Origin of the sequence: Leifsonia poae (assembly GCF_027921845.1) — a bacterium.
GTDB classification, from domain to species: Bacteria; Actinomycetota; Actinomycetes; order Actinomycetales; family Microbacteriaceae; genus Leifsonia; species Leifsonia poae.
Genome location: NZ_BSEN01000015.1, coordinates 26,924 through 53,889, shown reverse-complemented (window position 1 = coordinate 53,889; position 26,966 = coordinate 26,924). Strand labels below are relative to the sequence as shown.

19 protein-coding genes are annotated in these 26,966 nt (G+C 69.1%); 4 read left to right on the top strand and 15 right to left on the bottom strand.

Translation table 11 applies throughout. From position 1 onward, the window contains the following. Positions 1 to 9: 9 nt before the first annotated feature. Positions 10 to 483 carry an OsmC family protein gene (locus PKE84_RS14950; protein WP_271178066.1) on the bottom strand — a complete coding sequence of 158 codons (474 nt, stop codon included), beginning with the start codon at positions 481 to 483 and terminating at the stop codon, positions 10 to 12. 37 nt (positions 484 to 520) lie between these two features. Between PKE84_RS14950 and gabT the strand changes: the two genes are divergently transcribed. Together gabT and PKE84_RS14940 are read left to right on the top strand one after the other, a co-directional pair. After that, complete coding sequence (gene gabT / locus PKE84_RS14945; protein WP_271178065.1) at positions 521 to 1,882, top strand: 4-aminobutyrate--2-oxoglutarate transaminase; 1,362 nt, start codon at positions 521 to 523, stop codon at positions 1,880 to 1,882. After that, positions 1,879 to 2,877, top strand: coding sequence for an asparaginase (locus PKE84_RS14940; protein WP_271178064.1), 999 nt, complete (start codon positions 1,879 to 1,881; stop codon positions 2,875 to 2,877). Before gabT ends, PKE84_RS14940 begins: the two co-directional genes overlap by 4 nt. A 57-nt stretch (positions 2,878 to 2,934) precedes the next feature. Here PKE84_RS14940 and PKE84_RS14935 read toward each other — a convergent pair whose 3' ends face one another. Genes PKE84_RS14935 through PKE84_RS14920 form a run of 4 tightly spaced genes read right to left on the bottom strand, consistent with a single transcriptional unit; the run spans position 2,935 to position 7,071 of the window. Then, positions 2,935 to 3,738, bottom strand: a complete 804-nt coding sequence (locus tag PKE84_RS14935; protein ID WP_271178063.1) for an ABC transporter permease — start codon at positions 3,736 to 3,738, stop codon at positions 2,935 to 2,937. Beyond that, the gene (locus PKE84_RS14930; protein WP_271178062.1) at positions 3,735 to 4,658 is read right to left on the bottom strand and encodes an ABC transporter permease; all 924 of its coding nucleotides are present in this window, start codon (positions 4,656 to 4,658) and stop codon (positions 3,735 to 3,737) included. Before PKE84_RS14930 ends, PKE84_RS14935 begins: the two co-directional genes overlap by 4 nt. Positions 4,659 to 4,660: 2 nt before the next feature. After that, positions 4,661 to 5,860 carry an ABC transporter ATP-binding protein gene (locus PKE84_RS14925; RefSeq protein WP_271178061.1) on the bottom strand — a complete coding sequence of 400 codons (1,200 nt, stop codon included), beginning with the start codon at positions 5,858 to 5,860 and terminating at the stop codon, positions 4,661 to 4,663. Beyond that, a complete protein-coding gene (locus tag PKE84_RS14920; RefSeq protein ID WP_271178060.1) occupies positions 5,860 to 7,071 on the bottom strand; it encodes an ABC transporter substrate-binding protein in 1,212 nt (403 codons plus the stop codon). The genes PKE84_RS14925 and PKE84_RS14920 overlap by 1 nt, the downstream gene beginning before the upstream one ends. A 371-nt stretch (positions 7,072 to 7,442) precedes the next feature. Between PKE84_RS14920 and ald the strand changes: the two genes are divergently transcribed. Then, on the top strand, positions 7,443 to 8,558 hold the full coding sequence (ald, locus tag PKE84_RS14915) for an alanine dehydrogenase (protein ID WP_271178059.1): 1,116 nt from the start codon (positions 7,443 to 7,445) through the stop codon (positions 8,556 to 8,558). Positions 8,559 to 8,598: 40 nt separating this feature from the next. On the opposite strand, the gene PKE84_RS14910 is transcribed toward ald, so the two are convergent. From PKE84_RS14910 to PKE84_RS14865, 10 genes are all read right to left on the bottom strand, one after another. Further along, complete coding sequence (locus PKE84_RS14910; RefSeq protein ID WP_271178058.1) at positions 8,599 to 9,105, bottom strand: FHA domain-containing protein; 507 nt, start codon at positions 9,103 to 9,105, stop codon at positions 8,599 to 8,601. 65 nt (positions 9,106 to 9,170) lie between these two features. Beyond that, positions 9,171 to 11,480 carry a transglutaminase-like domain-containing protein gene (locus tag PKE84_RS14905; protein ID WP_271178057.1) on the bottom strand — a complete coding sequence of 770 codons (2,310 nt, stop codon included), beginning with the start codon at positions 11,478 to 11,480 and terminating at the stop codon, positions 9,171 to 9,173. Positions 11,481 to 11,490: 10 nt separating this feature from the next. After that, positions 11,491 to 12,834, bottom strand: a complete 1,344-nt coding sequence (locus PKE84_RS14900) for a DUF58 domain-containing protein (RefSeq protein WP_271178056.1) — start codon at positions 12,832 to 12,834, stop codon at positions 11,491 to 11,493. Continuing rightward, positions 12,831 to 13,802 (bottom strand): AAA family ATPase, encoded by a 972-nt coding sequence (locus PKE84_RS14895; protein WP_271178055.1) that lies wholly within the window; start codon positions 13,800 to 13,802, stop codon positions 12,831 to 12,833. The genes PKE84_RS14900 and PKE84_RS14895 overlap by 4 nt, the downstream gene beginning before the upstream one ends. A gap of 93 nt (positions 13,803 to 13,895) precedes the next feature. Continuing rightward, complete coding sequence (locus PKE84_RS14890; protein WP_271178054.1) at positions 13,896 to 19,811, bottom strand: Ig-like domain-containing protein; 5,916 nt, start codon at positions 19,809 to 19,811, stop codon at positions 13,896 to 13,898. Further along, positions 19,811 to 21,241, bottom strand: coding sequence for a serine/threonine-protein kinase (locus PKE84_RS14885; RefSeq protein WP_271178053.1), 1,431 nt, complete (start codon positions 21,239 to 21,241; stop codon positions 19,811 to 19,813). Before PKE84_RS14885 ends, PKE84_RS14890 begins: the two co-directional genes overlap by 1 nt. A gap of 190 nt (positions 21,242 to 21,431) precedes the next feature. Then, positions 21,432 to 22,268 (bottom strand): PP2C family protein-serine/threonine phosphatase, encoded by an 837-nt coding sequence (locus tag PKE84_RS14880; protein WP_271178052.1) that lies wholly within the window; start codon positions 22,266 to 22,268, stop codon positions 21,432 to 21,434. A 37-nt stretch (positions 22,269 to 22,305) separates the two neighbouring features. Further along, positions 22,306 to 23,439 carry an FHA domain-containing protein gene (locus PKE84_RS14875; protein ID WP_271178051.1) on the bottom strand — a complete coding sequence of 378 codons (1,134 nt, stop codon included), beginning with the start codon at positions 23,437 to 23,439 and terminating at the stop codon, positions 22,306 to 22,308. Between the two features lie 32 nt (positions 23,440 to 23,471). Then, entirely contained in the window at positions 23,472 to 24,908 is a 1,437-nt protein-coding gene (locus PKE84_RS14870; protein WP_271178050.1) for an aminobutyraldehyde dehydrogenase, read from the bottom strand. 41 nt (positions 24,909 to 24,949) lie between these two features. Next, the gene (locus PKE84_RS14865) at positions 24,950 to 26,383 is read right to left on the bottom strand and encodes a gamma-aminobutyraldehyde dehydrogenase (protein WP_271178904.1); all 1,434 of its coding nucleotides are present in this window, start codon (positions 26,381 to 26,383) and stop codon (positions 24,950 to 24,952) included. Between the two features lie 100 nt (positions 26,384 to 26,483). Here PKE84_RS14865 and PKE84_RS14860 point away from each other — a divergent pair, with 100 nt between their 5' ends. Then, positions 26,484 to 26,966, top strand: coding sequence for an Lrp/AsnC family transcriptional regulator (locus PKE84_RS14860; protein ID WP_271178049.1), 483 nt, complete (start codon positions 26,484 to 26,486; stop codon positions 26,964 to 26,966).

The window sequence follows — 26,966 nt, the reverse complement described above, 5'->3', positions numbered from 1 at the left end:
GGCCGCCGGTCAGGCGAGGACGAGGATCTCGGGGGCGTGCTCGACGGTGAAGTTCATCGACGCGGCGATGAAGCACTTCTCGGCCGCGGGTGCGTGCAGCGCTGCGGCGAGCTCCGCCTGAGCGGGGTCAGCGACCGTGACTCTCGGGCTCAGCAGCACGCTGGTGAAATGGCCGCCGCCGTTCGAGGTCTGCTCCATGACCCCGGTCGCCGCATCCGTGTATCCGACGACCACGACGCCGGCCCGCGCCGCCTCGGCGAGGTAGCTCAGCATGTGGCACTGGCTGAGGGCGGCGAGCAGCAGCTCCTCGGGGTTCCAGCGGTCACGGTCGCCGAAGAAGACGCGGTCGGCCGACCCCTCGATCGGATGCTTGCCCTCCACCGAGACCACGTGGTCGCGCCCGTAGTCCTTGTAGCCGCTCGTGCCGCTGCCGCGGTTCCCTGTCCACTGAAGGTCGATCGCATAGCGGTGGTCGAGGTTCATTCTTCGATTCTCGCACCCCGGCTAAACTCGAGTCATCATGACTGACACTGTGAGCACCGCTGCGCCCGTTTTCTCCGTCGCGCAGGAACGTCGAATCGTCACCGCCATCCCCGGCCCGAAGTCGCAGGAACTGCACGCGCGACGCCTGGCCGTCGTGCCCGGCGGGGTGTCCTCGACCCTGCCGGTGTACATCGCCAAGGCGAACGGCGCCGTGCTCGTCGACGTCGACGGCAACCAGTTCGTCGACTTCGGCGCCGGCATCGGGGTCACGACGGTCGGCCACACCGAGACCGCCGTCGTCGAGGCCGCCGCGAGCCAGCTGCAGGACGTCATCCACACGCTCTTCACCATCACTCCGTACGAGGAGTACGTGCGGGTCGCCGAGCTGCTCGCCGAGCACACCCCCGGCGATCACGCCAAGAAGACCGTGCTCGTCAACTCGGGCGCCGAGGCGGTCGAGAACGGCGTCAAGATAGCCCGCAAGCACACCGGTCGTCGCGCCGTCGCCGTGCTGGACCACGCGTACCACGGTCGTACGAACCTCACGATGGCCATGAATTTCAAGGCCATGCCGTATGCCACCGGCTTCGGTCCGTTCGCCGGCGATGTGTACCACGCACCGAGCTCCTACCCGTACCGCGATGGGCTGAGCGGCGCGGAGGCGGCCGCACGCACGATCGGCTACCTCGAGAAGGTCATCGGCGCATCCGACCTCGCGTGCCTCGTCGTGGAGCCCATCCAGGGCGAGGGCGGCTTCATGGTCCCGGCCGACGGCTACCTCCCGGCCCTCCAGGAGTGGTGCACCGCCAACGGCGTCGTGTTCATCGCCGACGAGATCCAGAGCGGGATGGCCCGCACCGGCGCCTACTACGCCAGCGAGCACTTCGGTCTCGTCCCCGACCTCGTGCTGAGCGCGAAGGGCATCGCCGGTGGCCTGCCGCTCGCCGCCGTCACGGGACGCGCCGAGATCATGGACTCCGCCCAGCCCGGCGGTCTCGGTGGCACGTTCGGCGGCAACCCGGTCGCCGCGGCGGCCGCCATCGCCGTGTTCGAGGAGATCGAGAAGAGCTCGCTGCTCGGCGAGGGCGCACGCATCGAGAGGGCGCTGAAGCCGGCCCTCTTCGAACTTCAGAAGAAGTACGACATCATCGGCGACGTGCGCGGGATCGGAGCGATGCTCGCCATCGAGCTCGTGCAGCCCGGCACCGCCTCCACGACCAAGGAGCCGAACGCGGCCGCCGTCTCGGCCATCGCCGCGTACGCGGCCGAGCAGGGGCTGCTGGTGCTCACCGCCGGAACCTGGGGCAACGTGCTCCGGTTCCTGCCCAGCCTCGCGGTCTCCGACGAACTGATCGCCGACGCCGTCTCGGTGCTCGACGACGCCTTCGCCGCCCTGTGAGCGCCGCCGTCTTCAGCGCCGCCGACGCCGTCGAGCTCGCGGTCGTCGAGCGCAGCGGTTTCGTCGAGTCGCGTCACGTCGGCTCGGCGATCGTGCTCGGACCCGACGGCTCCGTCGCCCGCTCGCTCGGGGCGCCGTCGGCGCCGGTCTTCCCGCGCTCCAGCATGAAGCCGTTCCAGGCCATCGCGATCATGGGTTCCGGGGTCTCACTCGACGGCGCCGCCGCGGTGCTGGCCACCGCGAGCCACGCCGGCACGCCTGCCCACCTCTCGGTCGTCCGCGGACTGCTCGCCCAGGCCCAGCTGCCGGAGAGCGCGCTCAAGTGCCCGAACGACTGGCCGCTCGACTCGGCGTCGCGCGACGACGTCATCCGGGCGGGCGAGCACCGGCAGCCGATCTACATGAACTGCTCCGGCAAGCATGCGGCGATGCTGCTGGCCTGCGTCGTGAACGGCTGGCCCACCGAGAGCTACCTCGACCCGCAGCATCCGATGCAGCAGCAGGTGCGCGACGTCGTCGAGCGCCTCACCGGAGACAAGGTCGTGGCGACCGGCGTCGACGGATGCGGTGCTCCCGTCCACGCGATGGCGCTCTCGACGCTCGCCCGTGGCATCCAGCGCATCGCCACCGCCTCCGACGGTTCGCCCTTCGCCCTGTACCGCAACGCCGCGCTGCTGAAGAACGCCGTGCTGGCCAACGGCTGGGCGATCGACGGCCCTGGACGCGCGAACACCGTGGTGATCGACGAGCTCGGCGTCTTCGCCAAGCTCGGGGCCGAGGGCGTCATGGTCATGGCCGCGCCCGACGGCACCACCGTCGCACTCAAGGTCCTCGACGGCAGCCTGCGTGCGGCGACCATCGTCGCCCTTTCGCTGCTGGCCGACGCCGGCGCCGTCGACCGCAGCGCCGTCGACGCGGTCGCACCGCAGCTCGACCTCGCCGTGCTCGGCGGCGGCGAGCCGGTCGGAGAGATCCGCGCGACCTACGCCGCCTGACGGACCCGACCGCAACGGCCCGGCACTGAACGTGCCGGGCCGTGCGGTTTCGGGGGTCTACCGGATGCGCGCGAGCCGTTTCGCGCGGGCCGCCGAAGTGAGCTGCGTGATCAGCACGACCAGGATCGTGATGATGAAGACAGCCGACGCGATCACGTTCGCCTGCGCCGGGATGCCGCGCGACGCCGCGATGTAGATGTACATCGGGAAGGTCGTCACCGCCCCCGCGTTGAAGTTCGTGATGATGAAGTCGTCGAAACTCAGCGAGAACGACAGCAGCGCCGCCGCCAGGATGCCCGGCAGCAGCAGCGGGAAGGTGATGCGCCAGAACACCGCGATCGGCGAACCGTAGAGATCGCGTCCCGCCTCCTCGAGTGCCGGGTCGAGGCTGGCGACGCGGGCCTTCACCGTTACGACGACGAAGCTGATGCAGAACATCACGTGGGCGATGACGATCGTGCCGAAGCCCTTGTTCACGCCGAGGCTGAGGAACTGGGCGGCCAGACCGGCGCCGAGCACGACCTCGGGGCTCGCCATCGGCAGGAACAGCAGCAGGCTCGTCTGCGAGCGGAACCGGAACCGGTACCGCATGAGCGCGATCGCGATCATGGTCCCGAGAACGGTCGCGATCACCGTGGCGATGATGCCGATGATGATGCTGGCCGCGAACGCGTCGCAGATCCCGGCCGCGTCGCACACGTTCGTCCAGTTGTGCCAGGTGAACCCGCGCCACGCGATGTTGTTCTTGAGAGACGCGTTGAACGAGAAGATGAACGTGTAGATGATCGGGATCATCAGGAACGTCAACGCCAGGAAGGCGTAGATGCCGAGACCGAGACCCTTGAACCGGAAGCCTTTCACAGCAGGTCCTCCGTTCCGCTGCGCTTCACATAGAAGCCCACGATCACCAGGATGACCGCCATCAGCACCACGGACATCGCGGCCGCGGTCGGGTAGTTCTGCAGCACCAGGAAGTTGCTCTCGATGACGTTACCGATCATCGACGTGTCCGCACCGCCGAGGAAGTCCTGCGACGCGTTGATGTAGTCGCCGGCCGCCGGGATGAAGGTCAGCAGGGTGCCCGAGACGATGCCGGGCAGCGACAGAGGCAGCGTGATCTTGCGGAAGGTGGTCCACGAGCTCGCGTACAGGTCGGATCCGGCCTCGAGGTACCGGGTGTCCAGGCGCTCGAGCGTCGTATACAGCGGCAGGGTCATGAACGGGATGAAGTTGTAGGTCAGACCGAAGATGACCGAGAACGCGGTTCCGGTGACGTGTGCATCCGGTGGCAGGATCGAGAGCGCCTTCAGCGTGCTGGTGAAGAACGAGTCGTCGGAGAGCAGCTGCTTCCAGGCCAGGGTGCGCAGCAGGAAGCTGATGAAGAAGGGGGCGATGACCAGGGTCATCAGCAGGTTCTGCACCAACGGGAAGCGCCGCACCTTGACACCGATGAAGTACGCCAGCGGATAGCTGATCAGCAGGGCGGCCGCGGTGGCGATGGTCGCATACACGAACGACCGGATGATCTGCGGCCAGTACTCGGCGATCGACTCGGTGTAGTTCTCCCACCGGAACGCCGCCTGATACTGACCGATGTCGCCGTCGACCACGGGGGCCTGGAACGAGGTGATGATCAGCGAGACGAGCGGCGTGAGGAAGAACAGCACCAGGTAGAGCACGCCGGGCAGCAGGAGCACGAGTGCGATCCCGCTCCGGCGACGCTGCGCCGGCTCCTGCTCCGTTCCGGGCGGGGCGGCGGTCGTGAAGGCGGCGAGGGCCATCCTCAGGCCTCCTCGAGCTCCGAGAGAAGGCGTTCCTTGGCCTGCGTGGCGATCATGTCCGTGTCGGTGTCGTCGGAGAAGCGCCCGTCGGCCGGCGGCTCGTCGGCGAGCACGAAGGTGTGCTGCGCATCCCAGGCGACCCACACCTCGGTTCCGAGCGCGACGACCGGGCCCGACGCCATGTTCTGGGCGAAGACGACGACGCTGCCGAGACCGGGGATCGCGACGATGTACTGCGTGCTCACTCCGCTGAACGAGACGTCGATCACGCGGCCGGGGCCGAGCTGGTTGCGGCCGGCCGGGACGGCCTCCGCGGTTTCGTGCAGGGTCAGCTTCTCGGGGCGGACGCCCACCGTCACCGAGCCCGTCGTGCGCTGCGCGCGGGCCTTCGGAACGGAGATGCGCTGGCCGGCCACCTCGACTCCGATCGTGTCGCCGCCGCCGTCGAGCACCGGTCCGACGAAGAGGTTGGACTGTCCGAGGAAGTTGGCGACGAACACCGTGGCCGGCAGCTCGTACAGCACCTCGGGCGCGCCCATCTGCTCGATCGAGCCCTTGTTCATCACCGCGACGGTGTCGGCCATGGTCATGGCCTCCTCCTGGTCGTGGGTCACGTGCACGAACGTCAGGCCGACCTCGGTCTGGATCGACTTGAGTTCGAGCTGCATCTGGCGGCGAAGCTTCAGGTCGAGCGCGCCGAGCGGCTCATCGAGCAGCAGCAGGGCCGGGCGGTTGACCACGGCCCTCGCGAGCGCGACGCGCTGCTGCTGACCGCCGGAGAGCGACGCGGGGCGGCGCGCGGCGAGATGGTCGAGCTCGACCAGGCGCAGGGCCTCGTGCGCCTTGGCGACCGGATCGCTGATCCTGCGCCGCCGCAGCCCGAAGGCGACGTTCTCGAGGATCGTCATGTGCGGGAAGAGCGCATAGCTCTGGAACACGGTGTTGACCGGCCGCTGGAACGGCTTCGTGTTCGTCACGTCCTTGCCGCCGATCAGGATGGAGCCCTCCGTCGGCTCCTCGAGTCCTGCCACCAGTCGCAGCGTTGTCGTCTTGCCGCATCCGGACGGCCCGAGCAGGGCGAAGAACGACCCGGCCGGAATGGTGAGGTCGAGGTTCTCGATCGCCGTGAACCCCGGAAAACGCTTCTTGATCCCGACCAGCTGCAGGTCGGCGCCGGACTCGGCGAACACTCCCCTGGCCATCAGGCGCCCAGGATGACTTTCTGGAACGCCGTCTGATACTTCTGCTCCTCGGCCGGGGTGAGGGTGCGGAAGATGTGCGCGTTCGCCAGCGTGGAGTCATCGGGGAAGATGAGTTGGTTGTCCGCGAGGTCGGGGTCGATCTTGACCGCCGCCTCCTTCGCGCCCACCACCGGCGTGATGTAGTTCACCCAGGCGGCGACCTCGGCGGCCACCTCGGGCTCGTAGTAGTAGTTGATCAGCTCTTCGGCGTTCGACTTGCGGGTCGAGCCGATCGGGATGACGAAGTTGTCGCTCCAGAGGGTTCCGCCCGCCTCCGGCAGGATGAACTCCCAGTTGTCGCCGGCCTCGGCGTTGAGCTGGGTGATGTCGCCCGACCAGCAGATCGCGGCGAGCGTGTCGCCGCTCTTGAGGTCGTTGAGGTACGAGTTGCCCTTGATGTTGCGGATCTGGCCGTCGCTGACCTCTTTGGTGATCTTGTCGATGGCCTTGTTGTAGTCGTCGTCGCTGAACTTCTTCGAGATGTCGACGCCCTGCTGCAGCATGAGCAGGCCCATGGTGTCGCGCATCTCGCTGAGCACGCCCACCTTGCCCTTGAGCTCCGGCTTCCAGAGATCGTCGACCGACTTCAGGCCGCCGGGGACCTTGCTCTTGTTCCAGCAGATGCCCGCGAACCCGCTCTGCCAGGGCAGCGACTTCTTGCGACCGGGGTCGAAGTCCGCGTCCTGCAGCGCCGGCGTCAGGTTCTTCTTGTTGGGGATCTTCGCCTCGTCGAACGACTGCACATAGCCGAACCGGATGAGACGCGCGATCATCCAGTCGGTGAGGCAGACCGTGTCGGCGCCGATGTCCTTGCCCAGTGCGAGCTGGTCTTTGACCTTCGCGTAGTAGGTGTTGTTGTCGTCGACGGCGACGTCGTACTTCACCGAGATGCCCGTCTTCTTCTCGAAGGCCTCGAGCGTCGGGTACTTGCCCGCGTCGTCCTGGTCGAGGTAGGCCTGCCAGTTGGCCCAGGTCATGGACTTGTTCGACGACGACTGGTCTTTGGCCGCGGTGGGCTTGCTGGACGCGCCACCGGTCGAGCAGGCAGCGAGGGCGAGGGCCGCCGCGCTCGCTCCGGCGCCGGCCAGAATGCTGCGTCGCGTCACCTGCGACTGCGCAACCTGTACGAGCTTCTGGATCATCGGGTCTTGCGGAAGCTGCCTGGGTTTCACTGTGGTGCTCCTTCGGGGTCGAACACGATCACACAACATTCGCTCTGACGAGGGCCCGCGCCGTCGCGGTGGGATGATCCTGGCATACGACGAAGCGATGCGCAGCAGTTAGGGAGCAAATCGGCCATTTGGAAACACAATCTTTACGAAATCCGTTCCGTTCCGCCCATTCCGCGCGGGAAACCGCAGAACGGGCAGTCCACTGGGCGGCAGTACCGACCTCCACTGCCGAGTGCGCTGGCGAAATCGACGATTTCGTCACACGGAATTTACGAAATCAGCAGCCGATTGCACGAAATCCGGTCGAAATCGTCGGTCGGTTGCGGCTAGGGTGAGGTGCGAACCACCCACGTCGACGTGTTAGGAGCCTCATGAAGGTCGCGATCCCCCGCGAAATCAAGAACAACGAGTTCCGGGTGGCGATCACACCGGCCGGGGTCCACGATCTGGTGGCGAACGGTCACGAGGTGTTCGTCGAGACGGAGGCCGGGGTCGGCTCGTCCATCCCCGACGAGCTCTATGTCTCCGCCGGCGCGACGATCCTGCCGGATGCCGCGAGCACCTGGCAGATCGCGGATCTCGTTCTGAAGGTCAAGGAGCCGATCGAGAGCGAATACGGCTACTTCCGTCCCGGTCTCGTGCTGTTCACCTATCTGCATCTCGCCGCGGAGGAGTCGCTCACCCGCGCCCTCATCGACGCTCAGGTCACCGCGATCGCCTACGAGACGGTGCAGCTTCCGAACCGCGCCCTCCCCCTGCTCGCTCCGATGAGCGAGGTGGCCGGCCGGCTCGCGCCGATCGTCGGCGCCAACACGATGCTGAAGCCGAACGGCGGCCCCGGGCTGCTGGTGCCCGGCGTCCCGGGAACCCACCCCGCCGTCGTCACCGTGCTCGGCGGCGGTGTCGCGGGCACGAACGCCATCGGCGTCGCCGTCGGCCTCGGCGCCGAGGTCACCGTGCTCGACACCAACATCGCGCGGCTGCGTGAGCTCGACGCTCTGTACGCGGGCCGCATCAAGACCATCGCCTCGAACAGCTTCGAGATCGACAAGGCGGTCGTCGCCTCCGACCTCGTGATCGGTTCGGTGCTGGTGCCCGGCGCGAAGGCGCCCAAGCTGGTCAGCAACGAGCTGGTGTCGCGCATGAAGCCAGGGAGCGTGCTCGTCGACATCGCGGTCGACCAGGGCGGCTGCTTCGCCGACTCGCACCCCACGACGCACGCGGACCCCACGTTCACCGTGCACCAGTCGCTGTTCTACTGCGTCGCGAATATGCCCGGCGCGGTCCCGCACACCTCGACCTACGCGCTCACGAACGCCACGCTCCCGTATGCGCGCGCGATCGCGAACCGCGGCTGGCGTGACGCGCTCGCGGCGGACCCGTCACTCGCACTCGGGCTCAACACCCACGCGGGCCGGGTCACCAATGCCGCGGTGGCCGACGCGCACACCCTCACGGCGGCGACCCTGGAGTCAGCGCTCTCCTGAGCGGCTCAGCCGGGATGCCCGGGCGTCCGTCGCCCGTTCGTCAGCTGACATCGAACCACTGATCGCCGATCTCGACCCGCGTCCCGCGCGTCACCCGGTACCGGCGTCCGGCATCGCATTGGCGCGCCTCTGCACCGAGCGGCCGGGCGACCGTGCCGTTGCCGGAGTATCGGTCGCAGATCCAGAGCTCCCCCGCCTCGATCCCGAACTCGAGATGCGTCTTCGAGACCGATCGCGTCGGGTCGTTCACTGCGACGAGCTGGTCGACCTGCTCGCCCGGCTGGGTGATCGGGCGTCGGCCGATCAGGCCGGACCCGCCGACCTCGATGCTGTCGCCCGTCGAGAAGCTGAGCGTGTAACGCGCCGGCGGGGCTTCGACGGGCGGCGCCGACTCGATCGGCACGATCGTCATCGCCTGGGTCTCCGGCAGACCGTCGTCGTCGAGGAAACGACCGGCGACGGCCGGCTTCGGCAACGGCTCGACGATGGTCGTGTCCGACGGCCGCGAGTCCGCGATCGACGGCGGGCGCACGCGCGTCGCCGTCACGGAGCTTCCACACGATGGGCAGAACAGCGTGCCCTCGGCCAATTCGCTGCCACACACCCGACAGGTCACGGTCTGCCTTTCTTTCTGTTGGTACCCCACCCACGGTAGCCGAGGGATCGCAGGGAGATCGCAGCGACGAACCGTTTCCAGCGGGTCTCCCGCTTGGCCAGCGCATGTCGCAGATCGTCGACGGCACGCCAGACGGAGTCGGCCTCGGCCGGTGACGGAGCCGTCGGGCTGAACACCGCGCGGTCGGCGACGCCGGCGAGGGCCGCGGCCCGGGAGCCGCCGATCGTCGTCGCCATCTCACGGCGGGTCGCCGCCGGCGGAGGATCGTAGCCGTGGTCGAGCGCGGCGTCCGCGAACTCGCGCCAGCCGCCGGAGATCCGCTCCAGCGCCGTCGGGGCCGACCGCCGCAGCGTGCGACGCCGCCATTTGGCTCCGATCACCGCGAGGAACGGCGCGGCGAGCACCGCGAGCACCAGCAGCACCCAGCCGACGATGACGAGCACGCCGAGGATGGTGTCGAGAACGGGATTGGGGGGTTGCTGATCCGACGTGTCGACCTGCGCCTGCGGCGGCTCCTCGCGCTGGGTGGGCGTGTCGTCGACCGGGGGCTGCACGTTGGTCTGGGGGCGCGAGATCTGGGTGGGCTGATCCGGCTTCTTCGGAGGCACGGGCCGCACCGGCGGCGTGGGATCGACAGTGACCCAGCCGCTCTGCCTGGTCTGCACCTCGATCCATGCTGAGACGTCCGACCCGGTGAGGGTCGCCGACTGTCCGGCGGCGGTGACCTCCGGGGCGACGAAGCCGATGACGACGCGCGCCGGGAAGCCGAGCTGCCTCGCCATCAGCGCCGCGGTCACCGCGTACTGCTCCTGGTCGCCGAGCATCGGGATGTCGGTCAGCAGCTCCGTGATGCGGTCGGCGCCGTGGCCCGAGCGGCTCGGCGGCTCGTCCGGAGCGATCCCGTGGCTGATGTAGCCGTTCTCGGCGAGGCCCTTCAGCGCGGCAGCGAGACGGGCGCCGGTGCCGGTCACTCCTGCGGTGTACTTCTGCAGGGTCTGCTGCAACTCGTCGGGGACGACCGTCGGCTTCGGCACCTCCGCGCTGCCGGGGGTGGTCTTCGCCAGCTGATCGCCGGTGAACTGCGGCTTCACGACGGTGTCCAGCGTGTAGCTGTCGCCGGCGCGGAGCCCGCGGGTCACCGCGGCGGTCCCGGTCACGTCGTTGTAGAAGAACGAGTCGGTGAGGTCGCTCGCGTCGGACCCGGCGAACGTCACCTGCTCCAGCTGGCCGCTGCCGGGCACCCAGGGGCCGGTGTAGCCGCGCACCGTGACGTCGAGGCGGTAGGCGGTGCCGCCGGCCCTGGGCTGATCGAGCCGGTACGGCATCCTGGTGAACGATCCGGACGCGCTGGTGACGTCGTCGGTGCCCACCGAGTACGTCACGCCGTCGTAGGTGTCGAGAGTCGCGATCCGGATGCGCCGGTCGGCGGGGATGCCCCGAACGGTCAGCATGGGCTCCTCGGCCTTCGCCGGCTCGAGATAGGCACGGAATCCGCTCAGCGGGCTCGGATAGGCGCGCGGGTCGAACGGCTGCTCGACAGCGGTGCGCACCACCTGCCGGTCGTTGTGCGCGGGCAGCAGCACGCTCGCAGCGGTGCCCGCGACACCCGCGACCACCAGGATGACCGCGGCCCCAGCGACCGTGCGCGCGCCGACGAAGCGACGCTCGCGCGGCGACTCGACCGCCATCCCGCTCTGTTCGGCGAGACTCCTGATCGCCTCCGACCGCCGTTGCCAGCGCAGCCACATCGTCCAGGCCAGCAGCACGGCCAGCAGAGTGAGGCTGAGCCAGAGCGGCACGGGCGCGGTCGCCGAGCCGAGCAGCACCCCGGCGAGCAGCAGCACCATGGGCGGGATGGCGCCGAGCTCTCCGTGCCGAGCGCGCAGGCCGATGGACGCCGAGACGACGATCGAGAGCAGTGTCAGGATGAACGCCGGCACCAGGAGCGCCTGGTACGACCCGACGGGCAAAGAGATCGTGACGAGCTGCTTCCAGCTGAGCCAGGTCGCCTGCACCAGATCGACGAAGCCCGGCCAGGTCGGAAGCAGGCCGCCGGTCGAGGCCTGCCCTGGCACCGCGAGCTGCACGCCGGCGCCGAGGAACACGACGACCACGAGGAGGGCGATCACGATGCTCGGCCACCGGAAGACGGCCCCGAGCACGGCGATCGCACCGCCAAGCAGCAGGGTCCCGCCCAGCATCACGACGAACGCGGCCGACTGGTAGACGCCCCAGAACGACCAGGCGGCGAGCGCGGTGGCCGCGAGGGAGAACAGCATCGTCACGACCGCGGGTCGCACGCGCATCCGGTTCATCTCAGGCCGCCATCCGCTTGGCGAGGCTCTTCTGCAGGTCTTCGAGGAACCCGATGGTGAGCACGCTCAGCTCCGTGACGCGGCGGAGAGAGGGAACCGCTCCGGCCGAGCAGACGACGGCGACGACATCCACGCCGAGCGGGAAGTGCAGGGAGGCCGCGCGCAGCTGGGCGGCGGTGACGCTCGAACCGCAGATCAGGAAGGCGATCGAGATTCCGGCGGCGCCCTCGGAGGCGACACGGGCGAGCTCGGTGATGCGCAGCGCGGTCTGCGCCAGCTCGACGCCGGCGAGGTCGTCGAGGAGCCGCCCGCGGTTGACGGTGCTCACCCGCCGCACGCTGTGCACCGCCCGCTTCGCGAAGTCGGGCGTGAGAGCGCTCGCCACCACCGAGAGGGTGCGCGAGTCCGTGAGAGCGCGGACGCCGAGGGAGCCGGTGGCACTCACGGCGAGCTCGAACTCCTCCTCATCCGCGTAGTCCGACGCCGACAGGCTGAGCGCGACCAGCAGGTGGCTGCGCCGGGTCTCCTCGAACTGCCGCACCATGTAGCTGCCGGTCTTGGCCGTGCTCTTCCAGTGGATGTTGCGACGCTCGTCGCCGGGGACGTACTCGCGCAGTGCGTGGAAGGCGACGTCGCTCGCGGTGAGGTCGCGCGTCGGTGCGCCCTCGAGGTCGCGTACGAAGCCCGTGCTCATGCTCGGGATGGCGATCGTGCGCGGATGAACGAAGAGATCGAGCGACTCGGCCCAGACCACCTCGCGCCGCAGCAGTCCGACGGGGTCGGCGCGAACGGTCCGCACCGGTCCGATCGGCACGATGCCGCGACGCGTGGTCGGCACCAGGAAGACATCGGTGTGCTCGTCGCCGCGTCCCAGCGACGGCGAGGCGAACTCCGCGAGGCCGTGACCGACGGGCACCTCGACGCGCACACCGGGGAGCCGCCGCCTGGTGGGGTTCCTGACGGTCACCTCGCCCGGCGCCTTGTCGCCGACAACGACTCTGTTCGCGGGCAGAGCCAGATGCACCTGATAGGCGTTGCGACCGGCCAGGTAGACCGTGGCGACGACGATCATCGCGACGGCCGTCCAGCCGATCACCACGGCCTCGGTCCAGCCGAACAGGTAGCCGGAGAGAAGGGCGAGCACGGCGACGGCGATCATCGACCAGCCGAGGGCGGTGATCAGGCCGCTCAGCCAGCGCCAACCGGTGGCGACCGCCGACCACAGCACGCGCGTCGAACGCACCAGCCACACGATGGCGTCCGCCAGCCTCCCGTCGCGGGTGCCGACGATACGTGCGCGTGCGTTGGTGAGCTCGACCTGGGTTCGACTGACGGTGTTCGTCACACGGCGGGCCGATCAGTCGGCGGCGGTGTCTCGATGAGGATCTGGGCCACGACGCTCGAGGTGGTGACACCCTCGAACTCCGCCTCGGGGTCGAGCACGAGGCGGTGCGCGAGCACCGGCTCCGCGAGGGCCTTCACGTCGTCGGGCGTCACGTAGTAGCGGCCCAGCGACGCGGCCATCGTCTTCGACGCGCGCAGGAGCGCGAGCGCGCCGCGCACGCTCACGCCGAGGCGCACCTCGTCGGCCGTGCGGGTGGCGTCGACCAGCCGGGAGACGTAGTCGTTGATGCTGGCATCGACGTGCACGGTGCGCGCCATCGTGCCCATCTCCACGACCGTCGTCGCCCCGATGACCTCCGGCACGATCACTTCGTGCGCCTTGCGGTCGGAGCCTTCGAGGATGCGCAGGGTGGCCTCGTGGTCGGGGTAGCCGATCGAGGCCTTCATGAGGAAGCGGTCGAGCTGCGCCTCCGGCAGCCGGTAGGTGCCCGCCTGCTCGATCGGGTTCTGGGTCGCGATCACCATGAAGGGGGCGCCCACCATGTGGCGCACGCCGTCGACGGTGACCTGCCCCTCTTCCATGACCTCGAGCAGGGCGGACTGCGTCTTCGGGCTCGCCCGGTTGATCTCGTCGGCCAGCACGATGTTCGCGAACACCGGTCCGCGGTGGAACTCGAACGCCCCGCTGCGCTGGTCGAAGATGTTGACGCCGGTGATGTCGCCGGGCAGCAGATCGGGCGTGAACTGCACGCGGTTGCTCGTGCCGCGCACGCTCTCCGCGATGGCGCGGGCGAGGGAGGTCTTGCCGGTCCCGGGGAAGTCCTCGAGCAGCAGGTGGCCCTCGCTGAACAGCGCCGTGAGCGCCAGCCGGATGATGTGGCTCTTGCCGAGCAGCACGACATCGATGTTCGACACGAGACGGTCGAACACACCGGAGAACCAGGTGGCCTGCTCAGGGGTCATGGTCATGCTCTGGTTTCTCTCCGTCGTCTGCGTGAACGTCTCCACACTCACCTCACTCGTCAAGGTTGCTGTCCATCAGTATGCCGGGTCGGCGGCCCGTCACCCTGTTGGTCCGTAGTCGCGGGTGTAGGTCTGCCCGTTCGCACCGACGGAGATCCGGAGCACCGGCTGCACGCCGTCCGGGACGACGCAGCTCGCCGTGCTGCCGGCCGCCGGCATCGGATACTGCACGCCGTCGCCGCAGGTGTAGGTGACCGAGTCGTACGAACCCGTCGGCCACCCGGTCCAGGTGAACGTTCCGAGGTTCGTGACGGGGTCGGGGGCGAAGTTGAAGCCGTCGATGTTGGCGCTGGCCGCAACTCCCAGATGCTGGCTGTACGTATCGCCCTGCGGGCTGCAGAGCCGTGACCCGCCCTCGTAGACCTCGCAGATCCGGTCGATCCGCAGGGTGAGATCCACTCCGTAGTGGCTGTTCGTGCCGCTCAGCACACCGTTCGTGGCGTTCAGGGAGCCGGCCTCGCTGCTGCCGTCGGCGCCGAGCAGGTGGTAGAACACCTGGGTCGTGCCGCTTCCGCTCCCCGCGGCGTAGGCCAGGTTCTCGAGGTTGAAGTCCCAGATGCCGGTGCCGTTGGCCACCAGCTGCCCGGAGACGGTGGCGCCGGTGGCCATCGCGGGCGCTCGGCGCGGGGTCGCGCTGACGACGGCGCTCGGCGTGCAGCCCTGTCCGTTGTAGGCGTAGACGATGAACGAGTAGTTGTGGTTCGCGCTCAGATTCGAGAACGACATCGAACTGCCGTCGGTGCCGGTCAGCCCCGAGCCGACCTGAAGCTGAGGGTTTCCGCTCTCGACACCCGTGACGGTACACGAGGGTGCAGTTCCGCCCTCGTAGTAGCCGGCGAAGTAGCGCGAGATCGACGCGCCGTTGTCCGAGAAGACGCCGGGCCAGCTGAGGGTGGCCGTGGTTCCGTCCGTCATGCTCGGCGTCGCCACCGGCGCGGTGCCCGTCTGCTGGGGCGGCCCGGCAGGCACGCCGCTCCCCTGCGTCTGGTTCCATGTCGTGCGGCCAGCGTAGAAGTCGTTGCGCGACGAGATCGCGTAGCCGATGGACGCACCGTTGGCGATGCCCGCATCCGTGACGTTCAGCGAGTAGGCGGTGCCGACCGCGTCCCCGCGTGCGACCGAGAGCGACGAGGTCACGCCGCCGACCGAGACCAGGTACGAGGTGATCGGGCTCGAACCCGGGACGGTCGCCGGCTTGGTCCAGGTGAAGCGCAGCCCGTGGTCGAGCGGCTGGGCGGAGACACCGCTCGGCGCGGCCGGGATGACGTCGGACCACACGCTCTCGGCGTACGGCGTCGGATCCGACAGCCCGAGCGCGTTGCGCGCGGAGACGGCGACGGTCACGGCGTTGTCAGGACCGTTGCCCGGCGTCGGGATGGCGCAGGTGGTGGTGGTGCACGTGGTCGTCGAGACCAGCTGACCGGTGGCGCTGCGGGTGACTGTGACGTCGAAGCCGGTGATCGGCGAGTTGTTGAAGGCGCCGGGGATCCAGGAGAACGTGAGCGAGCGGTCGGCGAAGTTCAGCACCTGCACGTTCGACACCGGCGCCGGCCGGTCCTGCACCGAGATCGCGACCGTCCCCCAGGCGTATCGGTCGGGATCGCCCGTCGCGTCGGCGACCTCGTACTGCAGAGTCGTGTCCGCCGGCTCGGCGTCGGCGGCGACCGTGACGCTCAGGGTGGACTTGTCCGCGCTCGGCGTGATGACGACACCGGCCGGCACGTTACCGCTGCCCAGGCCGCGCACTCCGATCACGCGCAGCGGCTTTCCGGGGAACGGGTTCGTCGCCTCGTCGTTCGCGAGCACATCGACGACGGTGGTCTTGCCGCGCGGCGCGATGACCTTGTCGGCCGCCGGGCTCGCGATCGGTCGCGTCGACGGCACGACGTTGAGGTCGATGCGCCCGGCCTGTCCGGTGTTGACCGCGTCCTTCACCCCGATCGCGATCGAGGGATGCGCGCCCTTCGCCGTTCCCTCGTCGACCGAGATCGTGAGCTTCTGCCCAGTGAGCGTCGCGCTGGCGCCGACCGGCTTCGGGTCCTGAATGGTGAACTCGAGCTCGCCGCGATCCTTCTCGTACGGGTAGCTGGTCAGCTTGGCGAGGTCGACCGTCTTCGACTGGCCCGGCTCGAAGTCGATCAGCGCCCCTGTGAACACCGGTGGCTGGTTCTGCCGCGCCGTCACCGTGATCGGCAGCACGATCGTCGCGACGTTGCCCTTCGGATCGGTCGCCGACGACCCGTCGGTCACCTGGAACGAGATGGACGCCGGCCCGAAGTACCGTGAGCTGCTCGTGAACTGCAGCGTGTCGTCGTTCACGACCAGGTCGTCGCCGTTGGCGTGCGTCGCGCGCACGGTCGCGGCGTCCGTCAGTCGTACCGAGCGGTTGCCGACGGCGACGATGTAGTCGTTCAGATGGATGGTGAGCGTCTTCTCACTGGCCACCTGGAGCCGGGTCGTGCCGCGTTTCACCTGCGGCAGGGCGTCGTCGTAGCCGGGCACCCGCACGAACGCGTAGCCGGAGATCGACGCGTCGTCCGGATTGGAGACCTTGAACGGGATGATCTGGCTCTTCGCCGTGACCGCGACCCGGATGCGCTTGCCGGCCGTCACCTCGGCATTGTGACCGTAGCCGGGCACGACCTGGAGGTCGAGCGTCGACACCGGACCGTCGGCGAAGAACACGTTCGCGAGCACGTTGACGTTCACGTGGTCTTTGCCGAGGATGTCGGAGAGCCCGAGCACCGTGTCGTCGGCGACAGGGCGCGCGAGCGGGGCATCCGCGCTCACCGTGACCCTGATGAAGTTCTCGCTCGATCCGCCCCGCTCGTTCTGGATCGTGTAGAGGAAGCTGTACGTGGCCTCGGCCTTGGGCGCCGTGACCACCACGAGGTCGCCCTTGATCGTCGCCTTGGCCTTGCCGTCGAGCGACCGCACCTGGGTCACGCCGAGCGGGCTGCCGTCGGGGTCGCTGTCGTTCGCGAGAACCTGGATGGAGAGCGTCTTGCCCGGTCGCACCTTCACGTCGTCCTCGACCGCGACCGGGTTGCGCGCGCCGTCGACCCGCGACGCGATGCCGACGCGCACCGTGCCGGTCGCCCTGGCGCCGAGCGCGTCGACCACGGCGTAGGTGAAGGTGTCGGTCCCCGCGGCGTAGTCGCCCGCCTGGTAGTCCATCCAGTCGGGTCCGGATGCGATGACGGCGCCCTTCTGCGGGTTGGTCTCCTGCCCGATGAACTGCACCGAGTCGCCATCCGGGTCGATCCCGGAGAGCGGGACGGTCACCCGCACCACGTCGCCCGCGAGGACGCGGGAGGTCACCGTCTTGGGAACGGGCGGATTGTTCGTCGCCTCGTCGCGCTCGCGCACCGAGAGCGTGACGTCGGCCGTCGCCCACTGGCCGTCCTCGCCCACCACCCGGTAGGCGGCCGTGAAGTTGCCCGGTTTCGACGGCGCCAGGTAGCGGAGCGAGTCACCGCTCGCGAACAGCAGACCGGCGCCCGCCGGCAGCGGCGTGGCCAGCTTCGGGTCGAGGGTCAGCTTGTCGCCGTCCGGCTGCACGTCGTTGGCGAGCACCGGGATGTCCACGACGTCGCCCACCCGCACCGAGACCGCGTCGGGCGCGGCGATCGGCGGCTGGTGCACGGTCAGGGGAGGCAGCTGTACGACCGTGACCGTTCCGACGGCCTCGGCGAGACCGTTGCTGAGCCGGTAGTGGAAGTCGATCGGTCCGTCGAGCGGACGGTTCAGCGTCACGCGGAGGGTGCGCTGACCGAGGATCTCGACGCGCACACCGGCCGCCACCGGCGGCGGCGTGACGCCCGTGACCAGGAGGACGCCGCCGGAAGGGTCGATGTCCGTGGAGAGCACATCGACGTCCTGGGTCGTCTGCTCGCGGATGAAGGCGGTGTGCGGCACGGCGATCGGCGCCGTCTTCGCCCCCGGAGGCGCCTTGACGTCGATGCGCACGGTGCCCGTCGTCGTGATCACGCCGTCCGTCACCGTGTACTCGATGTTGTGCGATCCGACCTGGGCGCTGTCGAACCGGAAGCTCCCGCCCTGGTAGTCGGGCGTGAGCGTCGCGTCGGCCTTCGTCGGGACATTGCTCAGTCGCACGGTGCCGGTGCCGCCGCGCACGTGCGCGAGCGGCTGCACGGTCACCTCCTGATCCTGGTACGCCAGCACGGCGAACGGATCGGCGATGATCGGCACCTGGCCGGGCGGCCGCACGGTGACCGCGAGGCTGCCCGTGCCCTGGGCACGGGCGTCCGAGACGATCAACGAGACGTCCTTGAGGCTGCCGCCCTGCGCGTGGTCGGAGAAGGCCACCTGACCCTGAGGGGTGAAGGTCACCGTGTCTGGCGCGGCGACGGTCGCGCCGGCGAGGAAGAACGAGTCGCCATCCGGGTCGTAGCAGTCGCCGAGCACCTGGCTGCTCACCCGTCCTCCCGACTGCACGACGGCCTTCGCCGTCCTCGCGCAGACCGGGGGCGAGTTCTCGGTCGGCGTGCGCACCGAGACGACCACGTGGGCCGAGGCCGTTCCGCCTCGGCCGTCGGAGATGGTGTAGTCGAAGGCGATCGATCCGTGTGCGGTGTCCGGCAGCGTGATCTGCAGCTGCTGGTTGCTGTTCGTCAGCTCGATCGTGCCCTGCTCGGCCGGGATCGCGGTGAAGGAGTCGATGACCAGCACGTCACCGTTGGGGTCGTAGTCGTTGAGGAGCACGGGGAGCGGAGTGACGCGTCCCGGCCGTGCTCCGAACGCATCGGCGACCGCGACGGGCGGCTGCTGCTGCTTCTGATACTGCGGCGCCGTGTCCTGCTTGCGCTGGTCGACGAGCTCCTTCGTGGTGTTCTTGGTGACGAGTTCGTCCCAGTTGTCGATGCGGGCGTTCCCGCTCTGCACCGCCCAGGCGACGCCCGACTTCGTGTCGTTCACCACGACGCGGTCGCCGTTCGCCCGGAAGGTCAGTGCTGCGGCGCTCGGCACCTGGCTGAGCGTTCCCGGCTCGTCCGATCCGCCCCCGGTGCAGGTGCGCCAGGTCTCCCCGCCCGTCCACGCCGTGTACGTGCAGTTCCCGACCGTCACCGGGGCGGCGGGCGCACCGGTGGCCGCCGTGAATGGTTTGGACGGCTTGCTCCCGTCGAGCGGCACGCGGACGGCGCCGGAGGTCGTGGCCAGCCAGACCGCGCCGTCGGAGACGCCGGACTGCTGCAGCACGGCGGTCTCCCCCGTGGCGATCAGCGACGAGAGGTCGACGGAGCGACCGGGCAGGTAGAGCATCCGCTGGTCGGGATCGAACACCGCCCAGGTGGTCCCGGCCACTGTGATGGCATCGTTGGCGCCGTCACCGCGCGCGGGGACGGCCACCGACGTCGTCGCCGGCTCGTCTCCGCTCGTGTCGATGCGGGTGAGCTTGTTCGTGCCGGGGAGGAACGCGTAGAGCACACCGTTGCGATCCATCGTCGTGACCGCCTCGCCGCCCAGGTCGATCGTTGCCGCTGAGCCCGCGTTGAAGTCGCCGAGCTGCTTCACGGTGGTGAGCCAGAGCTGGCCGGTGGTCTCCGAGACGAGGGCCACATGGTCGCCGGCGAGGTGCACCTGGGGATCGCGTGGCGGAAGGGCGACGCTCTTGCCCGCCTCGCTGGTGGCCGGATCGACGACGGCGACGGTGTTCGTCTCCTTGTCGATGAGAAGCACGTTCGCGCCGTCCTGCGCGACATCGAGAGCCTCCCCCGTTCCCGAGACGACCGAATTGAGCTTGTCGATCTCGGTGTTCGCGCGGCCGAGGGACTTCTTGGCGTCGCTCGCCACCCACACCGCCGCGTCGTTGAGGTCCATCCGCTGCGCGCTGTAGCCACCGGAGACGACCGCCAGCGTGGTGAGGAGGGCGACGACGGCCGTGCCGCTCGTCGCTGTGGCGACGAGCGATTTGTGGGCGGCGAGCCAGGACATCACTGCCCGGCCGCCCTCTCCACGCATTTCTGGCCGCTCGGCTGCCCCGTCTTGCCGTCGCGGTTGACCGTCACCGTCACGCAGACGGTCTCGCCGGGCTTCGCGTCCACACGGAACTCCGTCGCGTGCTGCACGCTCGGCGGCTGGTCACCGACCGCCACCTGGTACGTGTCGTCGGCCTGGAGACCGGGATCGGACCAGGTGAACACGATCGTCTCGCTCGACACACGCCCGGAGAGGTCGCGCACCGTGGGGATCTCGGAGTTCGCCGACACCTTCACGAGCACCAGCACCGCCGTGATCGCGAGGGCGACCACGAGCACCGAGCAGACGACGACCGAGAGCACCAGCGCCCTCGACCAGCGCGCGGGAGGCGCGGCGGCGACCACGCCGGGAGAGCTGCCGAGGCTCTCGCGCACGACCGTGCGGGTGGGCGCCCGCGTGACCGTCTGCGAGGAGGACTGCCGGCGCCGGCGACGGCCGCCGGCCGGGTCGACGGAGACGACGCCCTTGATGCGGGTGCGATCCTCCGGGTCGTCGGCGGTGGCGAGCGCCCAGTCGTCCATCGCCACCTCGATCGGCGTCTGCGGCAGGCCCAGCTCGGTCTCGACGCCCTGCAGTTCGCGGATGAACTCCAGCACGGTGCGCTGCCGGGCGGAGGGCTTCTTCGACATGGCGCGCATCAGCACCTGCTCGAGGCGCGGGGGCACATCCGGTCGACCGATCGGCTGCGGCCGACCCTTGGTGATGCGCTGGATGAGCTCCGACGAGGTGTTCTCGCGCCCGGCGAGCTCGAACGGCGAGCGACCGGCCAGCAGGGAATAGATCGTGGCGCCGAGGGCCCAGACCTCGCTCGCGATGGTCCCGCTCGTCTCATCGAGCAGCACCTCGGGAGCCGACCACGGGATGGAAAGGCCGATCGCCTCGGTGACGTCGGCCTCGCCGAGCGTCGCGGCGATGCCGAAGTCGCTGAGCACGGGATGCCCGTACGCCGTCGTCAGGATGTTGGACGGCTTGATGTCGCGGTGCAGCACGCCCGCCCGGTGCGCCGTCTCGACCGCGCTCGCGATGCGCACGCCGACGCTGAGCGCCTCGGGAACGGAGAGCGGCTCGGTGCGGTAGCGCTGGCCGATGGCGGCGGAGCACAGCTCCATCACCAGGTACGGCCGCCCGTCGGCCGAGACGCTCGCCTGATAGACGGTGAGGATCGACGGGTGGGTGCTGAGCTGGGCCATCAGGTTGGCCTCGGCCTGGAACATCTGCTTCACATGGCTGGTGACCACTTCGGCCAACATGACCTTGACGGCGACCTGGCGACGCGGCATGTTCTGCTCGTAGAGGAAGACGTCGGCGAATCCGCCGGAGCCGAGAACGCGCACGTAGGAGAAGCCGGGGAGATTCGGCGGTTGTGAGGGCAGGCGCCGCGCCATATCGCCTCCCGGTTCGACTCGTGCACCCGCAGATGCTGGTTTCGTGGTCTCAGGTCCGCCTCGCGCCGCCGCACGGGCCCCTCGGCAATCGTTCCCCTATTCTAGGCAGCGCTCCCTGGGCATCCGGGGCTCTGGGCCCGGACTGGGGGCACCACGGAGACCCCCAACTCGGGGGCCATGAAGGGTCGTCTCAGTGCCGGCGCGCTGCTCGACGCGCGACGCCGAGACGGTGCGAACCGCTCTCCGGGGTGGCGAGCACATCGACGACGACCACGGTCACATTGTCGCGGCCGCCGTTGCCGAGAGCGGCGTCCATGAGCTGCTGGGCGGCGTCGAGCGGCGACGACCCCTCGCCGAGGAAGTGCCGGATGCCGTGCTCGGTCAGCTCCTTGGTGAGTCCGTCGGAGCAGACCAGGAGGCGGGAGCCGGCGACGATCGGGAGCAGGAAGTAATCGGGGACGGGGTCTTCGTTGAAGCCGACGGCGCGGGTGATCACGTTGCTGTGCGGATGGACCTCCGCCTCGGCGGGCGTGATGGCCCCGGCGTCGAGCAGCTCCTGCACGATCGAGTGGTCGAGCGTGAGCTGCTCGAGGGTGCCGTCGCGGTAGCTGTACACCCGGGAGTCCCCGATGTTGAACACGAGCCAGTACGGGTTGCCGTCGACCAGGGTGAGCGCGATGCCGGTGACCGTCGTGCCGGTGCCGAGGTCGGTGTGCCCGACGCCCCGGCCCATGTCGTCGACGGCCGCCCGCAGTGCCGAGGTCAGCGCCTCCTCGTCGACGAAGTCCACCCGCACCCGCTCCGCGAGCCTGGTCACGACCGCGGCGCTGGCGAAGTCGCCCGCCTTGTGGCCGCCCATCCCGTCGGCGACGGCGAAGATCGGCGACCGGGCGACGAGGCTGTCTTCGTTGACGGACCGCCGGTAGCCCTTGTCGCTCAGCGCCGCCCACGCCAGGCTGATGCGCGCGTCGGGGTCACCAGGCACGACCACGGTGTGGCGTCTGTTGCTGCGACCGATCTGGGTCACTCGCGTCCTCTTCTTGTCGAGTCAGGCGAATCGTCGATCACGGTTCGTCCCTGGCGGCAGTGATCTCGATGATATTACCGTCGCCGATCTCGACCTGCGTGCCGGGCAGCACGACCACGGACTCGCCCGGACGCACCCGTGAGGCCTCTCCGCCGGCCGGAGTCACGGTCGTGCCGTTCGTGGAGCGCAGGTCGGTGACGACCACGGCGTCCCCCACCTGCTCGATCTGCACGTGGGTCGACGACACCTCGTGCGCGGGCGAGACGACCGCGACGAGCCGCGGTTCCTCCCCGCTCGAGACACGGAGCATGGCCGGTCGCCGGCCGACGAGCACGGGCCGGTCGAGGGTCAGGATGTCCCCCGATCCGACGCGGACGGCGAAGCGGCCCGGCGCCCGCACCTCGACATCCGGATGGTCGGCGACGGTGTCGTCGACGACCCCGGACTGCGCTTCCCCGTTCGGCGTGTCGGATGGCGCTTCGATGTCGAAAGCGCCGGGGAGCTCGTGCGCGGCGGGCTCGATCGCCTCCACCGGAGGCACCTCGCCATCGGCGGCAGGGAGCGCGCCGGCGTGGTCGAAGAGGCTCGCCCCGCGCGGGCGGATCACCGTGTCGTCGCTCGGCACGGCCTCCGTGACGGCGGCTCGGGCGGAACCCGGTGTCGCCGGTGCGGAGGCGATCGGGCTGAGCGACCACGCCAGCAGCTCCCCGTCGACGACGCCGCTGCCGAGCGGCAGCGATCCGGCGCTCGCCCGCGCGACCGGCGCGGTCGGGAGATCGTCGCCGCCGAGGACCAGGCCGGTCACCGACCGGAACTCCGCGAGCACCCACGGCTGAACGCCCGCCGCCCCGAATCGGCGCGATCCGCCGATGGAGAAGACGTCGATCACGGCGGCGCCGCGCACGACGGCCGTCACCAGAACCTCGTTCTTCGCGTTCGGCTCCGCGAGCTCGGCGACCGCGAACGACCGCACCGCATCCGGACCGGTCAGCGGGAACGCCCCGACGACCGACTCGATGGTCGCCAGCTCCGAACCGGCGAGCCACCAGACGGCGTCGAGGATCTCATCGGAGACCGTGCTGTCGAAGACCGCGACGAAGCGCAGTCCCGCGACGAACAGCCACCGGGACGGCGCGCCGGCCGGCGCGTACCTGGTGAAGCCGGGAGCCACGTTTCGGTATCCTCCCGAACTCAGACGATGGGTTACGAGCCGATGTAGCTCATCACATGCTTGATCCGAGTGTAATCTTCGAACCCGTAGGCGGAGAGGTCCTTGCCATAGCCCGAGTGCTTGAACCCGCCGTGCGGCATCTCGGCGACCAGCGGGATGTGCGTGTTGATCCAGACGCAGCCGAAGTCGAGCGACTTGGCCATCCGCATCGCGACGGAGTGGTTCTGCGTCCACACCGACGAGGCCAGCCCGTACTGCACGCCGTTGGCGAACCGCAGCGCCTGCGCCTCGTCCGTGAACTTCTGCGCCGTGATCACGGGGCCGAAGATCTCGTTCTGCACCGCCTCGTCGTCCTGCACCAGGCTGTCGATGATCGTGGCCTCGTGGAAGTAGCCGCGGTCACCCTGCCGGTGACCGCCGAGGGCGACGTTCGCATGGTCGGGGAGGCGGTCGATGAACCCCTGCACCCGCACCAGCTGGTCGGCGCTCGACAGGGCGCCGAAGAGGATGTCCTCGTCGTTCGGGGCGCCGGTCTTGGCATTGTCACGTGCGTACTCGGCGAGCGCGGCGACGAACTCGTCGTGCACACCCTCCTGCACGAGAACGCGGGTGGCCGCCGTGCAGTCCTGGCCGGCGTTGTAGAAGCCGGCCGTCGCGATCCCCTCGGCCGCCGCGGCGATGTCGGCGTCGTTGAAGACGATCACCGGCGCCTTGCCGCCCAGCTCGAGGTGCGTGCGCTTGAGGTCGAGGGCCGCCGTCGCGGCGACCTCCATGCCGGCGCGCACCGATCCGGTGATCGAGACCATCTGCGGGGTCGGGTCCGATACCAGCGCCCGGCCGGTGTCGCGGTTGCCGGTGACGACGTTGAAGACGCCCGGTGGGAAGAACTCGGATGCGATCTCCGCCATCAGCAGGGTCGAGGCCGGCGTCGAATCGCTCGGCTTCAGCACGACCGTGTTGCCGGCGGCGATCGCCGGCGCGATCTTCCAGATCGCCATCATCATCGGATAGTTCCAGGGAGTGACCTGACCGATCACGCCCACCGGTTCGCGGCGCACGAACGAGGTGTGGTCCTTCATGTACTCACCCGCCGACTTGCCCTCGAGGTTGCGGGCGGCGCCGGCGAAGAAGCGCACCTGGTCGACCATCGGCTCGACCTCGTCGGCCACGATGCCGCCGCGCGGCTTTCCCGTGTTGCTCACCTCGACGTCCGCCAGCTCCTCGGCGTTCCGCTCCAGCGCATCCGCGAACCGGAACAGGGCCAGCTGGCGCTCCGACGGCGTGGTGTCCCCCCAGGTCGCGAACGCCCCGGACGCGGCGCGGAAGGCGTCGGCCACGTCTTTCTCCGTGGAGACCGGGGTGGTGGCGATGACCTCCTCTGTCGCGGGGTCGATGATGTCGAGCCGCTCCGTCGCGGTCGATTCGACGTAGTCGCCGCCCACGAAATTCTTCAGTTCCCGGATGCTCATGGCCGTCCCTTTCTGCGTGTTCCGTTGCGTTCGCGCACAAGCTACCCGATGTAGCTCATGACGTGCTTAATGCGGGTGTAGTCCTCGAACCCGTACATCGACAGGTCCTTGCCGTAACCCGAGTGCTTGAATCCGCCGTGCGGCATCTCCGCGACGATCGGGATGTGCGTGTTGATCCAGACGCAGCCGAAGTCGAGGTTCTTGGCGAACCGCATCGCGCGGCCGTGGTCGGTCGTCCAGACGGACGACGCCAGCCCGTACTGCACACCGTTCGCCCAGCGCAGCGCTTCCGCCTCGTCGCTGAACTTCTGCACGGTCTGCACCGGACCGAAGATCTCGTTCTGCACGGCCTCGTCGTCCTGACGGAGCCCCGAGACGATCGTCGCCTCGTAGAAGTAGCCGCGGTCGCCCTGGCGGTGGCCGCCGAGCGCGACGTTCGCGTGATCGGGCAGCCGATCGATGAAGCCGCTGACCTGCGCGAGCTGGGCGGCGTTGTTGACCGGGCCGAACAGGATGCCGTCCTCATCCGGCGCGCCCGTCTTCGCGTTCACCCGGGCGTACGCGGCGAGCGCGGCGACGAACTCGTCGTGGATGCCCTCCTGCACGAGCAGCCGGGTCGCGGCGGTGCAGTCCTGGCCGGCGTTGAAGTATCCGGCCGCCACGATGCCCTCGACGGCCTGCTGGATGTCCGCGTCGTCGAAGACGATCACGGGCGCCTTGCCGCCGAGCTCGAGGTGCACGCGCTTGAGGTCGAACGACGCCGCTCGCGCCACCTCCATGCCCGCACGCACGGAACCCGTGATCGAGATCATCTGCGGGATCGGGTTGTCGGTCATCGCGGCACCCGTCGTTCGGTCACCGGTGACCACGTTCAGCACACCGGCCGGCAGGAACTCGGCGGCGACCTCGGCCAGCAGCAGGGTCGACAGGGGCGTGGTGTCCGACGGCTTGAGAACGGTGGTGTTGCCGGCGGCGAGCGCGGGCGCGAACTTCCAGACCGCCATGTTGAGCGGATAGTTCCAGGGGGTGACCTGGCCGACGACGCCGATCGGCTCGCGGCGGATGAACGAGGTGTGATCCCGCATGTACTCGCCGGCCGAGCGGCCCTCGAGGTTGCGCGCCGCACCGGCGAAGAACCGGATCTGGTCGACCGACAGCAGGATCTCGTCGTCGACGAGGGTCGCGCGCGGCTTGCCCGTGTCCTGCGACTCGGCGTCGGCGAACTCCTCGGCGCGCTGCTCCATCGCGTCGGCGATCCGGAACAGGGCCAGCTGGCGCTCCCCCGGAGTCGTCTCGCCCCACTCCGCGAATGCATCCTGGGCGGCACCGTAGGCATCGGCGACGTCGTCGGCCGTCGACACCGGAGAGGTGGCGTACACCTCTTCTGTCGCGGGATCGATCAGCGGGATGCGCTCGCTCGCGCGGGAGTCGACGAAAGCGCCGTTGACGAAGTTGCGGAGTTCACGCGTGGGCATCCCAGAGGTCATGCCGGGAGTCTACTGATTTCGATAGCGAAAAGGACAGATTCGTGCGGATTCCCTTGCTCAGTGGCCTTTGCACTGACAGAATCGCTCCATGACCACCCCTCGGGCAGCGAACTCCGCCAAACCCATGCAGATCGACGACGTCTCGAAAGCGATCATCGAGCAGCTGCAGGTCGATGGACGGCGATCGTACGCCGAGATCGGCAAAGCCGTCGGTCTCAGCGAGGCTGCTGTGCGCCAGCGCGTGCAGAAGCTGACCGAGTCGGGGGTCATGCAGATCGTCGCCGTCACCGACCCGATGCAGCTCGGCTTCTACCGCCAGGCCATGATCGGCGTGCGGGTGACCGGCGACACGCGGCTGGTGGCCGACAAGCTGGCAGCCATGCCGGCCGTCGACTACGTGGTCCTCACGGCGGGGACGTTCGACATCCTCGCGGAGGTGGTCTGCGAGAACGACCTCGATCTGATCACGATGCTCAACTCCGAGATCCGGACCCTCGACGGCGTGCTGTCAACCGAGACGTTCGTCTATCTCAAACTCCACAAGCAGTTCTACAACTGGGGAACACGATAA